This is a genomic window from Stutzerimonas sp. LR2 (genome assembly GCF_055755175.1).
The window spans coordinates 1-1,875 of record NZ_JBVTRR010000017.1 but is presented as its reverse complement, the minus strand read 5'-3'; the positions used below and the strand labels follow the sequence as shown (position 1 = coordinate 1,875).

General features: G+C 48.4%; 3 protein-coding genes. All 3 read right to left on the bottom strand.

Going from position 1 to position 1,875, the window contains the following annotated elements:
• Window positions 1–182: 182 nt before the first annotated feature.
• The gene (locus ACVRRC_RS21650; RefSeq protein WP_472533419.1) at window positions 183–755 is read right to left on the bottom strand and encodes a DUF459 domain-containing protein; all 573 of its coding nucleotides are present in this window, start codon (window positions 753–755) and stop codon (window positions 183–185) included.
• A 135-nt stretch (window positions 756–890) separates the two neighbouring features.
• The gene (locus ACVRRC_RS21645; protein WP_472533418.1) at window positions 891–1,451 is read right to left on the bottom strand and encodes a hypothetical protein; all 561 of its coding nucleotides are present in this window, start codon (window positions 1,449–1,451) and stop codon (window positions 891–893) included.
• Between the two features lie 165 nt (window positions 1,452–1,616).
• A partial coding sequence (locus tag ACVRRC_RS21640; protein ID WP_472997529.1) for a hypothetical protein occupies window positions 1,617–1,875 on the bottom strand: 259 nt, incomplete at its 5' end.

Below are 1,875 nucleotides of genomic sequence, written 5' to 3'. Positions count from 1 at the left end.
ATTGGACGTCAATTTACCCGGTCATAACGGACAGCAAAGCGACGGCTGACCCCAAACTTGTTTCTACGGTTGGCCCCCATGAATCTTCCTTTTAAACCCAGAGTTGGTTCGATAAGAAGATCATCCCACATGTGAAGCGCCGACAAAGGGGTTCAAGATAAAATAAATCTCCCCCTGCTTGTTTATTTACTGGTTAATAGACGCCCAATTATCAAATCACTACCTTTGCTCGTGTAATGGATACCATCATGGGTTCGCACCTGCACATCATTCACGGTAAGGGTAAATTGACGTCCAATAGCGACCTCGGGGTCGAAAGAGGCGATTTGTGTTTCATCGACTGCCAGACGGATTGCCTTTCGGGTATTCACCAGCGCGGCTTCCGTGGTCGGGTTCTTCATCACGGGTGGCAATATCCAGATAATCGACGTGCTGGGGTTGCTCTGCTGGATTTGCCGGATAAACCGAGTTGCCTTCTGCTGATAGCTCGTGATTTGGTTAGCACCAATACCATCGTTAGCCCCTAATGAAATAACCACGGTCTCATAGTCCTGAAAACTCATCGTTTGGACATAATCGTTCCACTTCACCGCACTGCGATCTGTAAGTCCCGTACTATCCTTATAAAGGCCGTCTACCGGGATATATTTCTTTGCACTGGTGGCAAGGGTATAGGTCAAGCTGTCACCGATAAACAGTGGCTTATCGAAGGCAATAGCGGGCAGAAACAGGGTAAGGAATAAGGCAGTTTTCATCTCATTTTCCAGGAAGATACACTGGTGATGATTTTAAAAAAGATACTTTTATTATCCACAATAAAGGCCGACGCTTTGCGAACAAAAAAAGCCTGCACAGTTCAGTACAGGCCTCAGTGTTGAATGGGTAACCCCTTATGCCGGAATAGCCTCCGCCAGTGCAAAAGCTTGCTCTTGAGTCTTTGCCACCCCAAACCACAAGATCCGCGCTGGCGGGAAATCACAACGGAGCACGCTTAATGCGCGTTGCTCGCTCTCTACAAGTTCCGGTTTGTATGCGGCCACACAGCGCTGATAGTCTGCTCCCCGACGTAACTGCGGGATAGCAAAAACAATGAAGCAGCGGTCTTCTGGCTCAGCGCTTTGCATACCTATCTGCGACACCGCATAGTCATACGCAAACTTTTTCAGGTCGTAGAAACTGCCGCTTTCATCGTGCGACATCGTGTATTCGATTTTTGTGCCTGCTTGAGCACGTTTCTTCATGTGCTCAGTTTGCTGGCTATTGTCCCAGCGGTGCATCTGCATGCGGCTGGCTTCTTTGCCCTTCAGGACAGCCTTGGCGTGTGGTTTGTAGCCTTGCGCGATCAGCGCGTCAATCCACTCGCGGACAGTCAAAACGGAACCGTTGAAGCGGATAGCTGAAGCCAAATGGTTTTCAGCGCGTTTTTCGTTTGCATTCAGTAATGGGATCATCGCAATTTCCTTGGTTTATTCATTTTGCTTACCCAATTATTCAAGCATGGGATTGACCGCTGACGAAGTGATTACGCGATGATTTTTCTCATAAAAAATGCCCATCGAGGGGGATGGGCATTAAGGGGTATCGTAGGTTTGGGAAGCCCACTTCATGATCGGACGCTAAGCATGTGTGGCAGCGTCGAACTCGGGTGAAAACTCAGGGTTTATGCGGATGATAATTGCCATTTCGACCCTCAGATTCACCTCCACATATTCCCCATGCTTTATAAACTGGACTCTTTGGTCGATACGACGCATTCCAATGCCGTTGGATTGAGCCTTAATCCACCAATCGACGTCAGACGGGATTGTCAGTGTTAATCCCTGCCAATGGGTCATGAACACGTTACCCATCGGCTTATACGTTTTCTGAGGCTTG

What these genes read in the sequence shown, in the direction of transcription:
- ACVRRC_RS21645 (WP_472533418.1), bottom strand. Translation starts at nt 1,451, where the DNA reads ATGATCCCATTACTGAATGCAAACGAAAAACGCGCTGAAAACCATTTG.
- ACVRRC_RS21650 (WP_472533419.1), bottom strand. Translation starts at nt 755, where the DNA reads ATGAAAACTGCCTTATTCCTTACCCTGTTTCTGCCCGCTATTGCCTTC.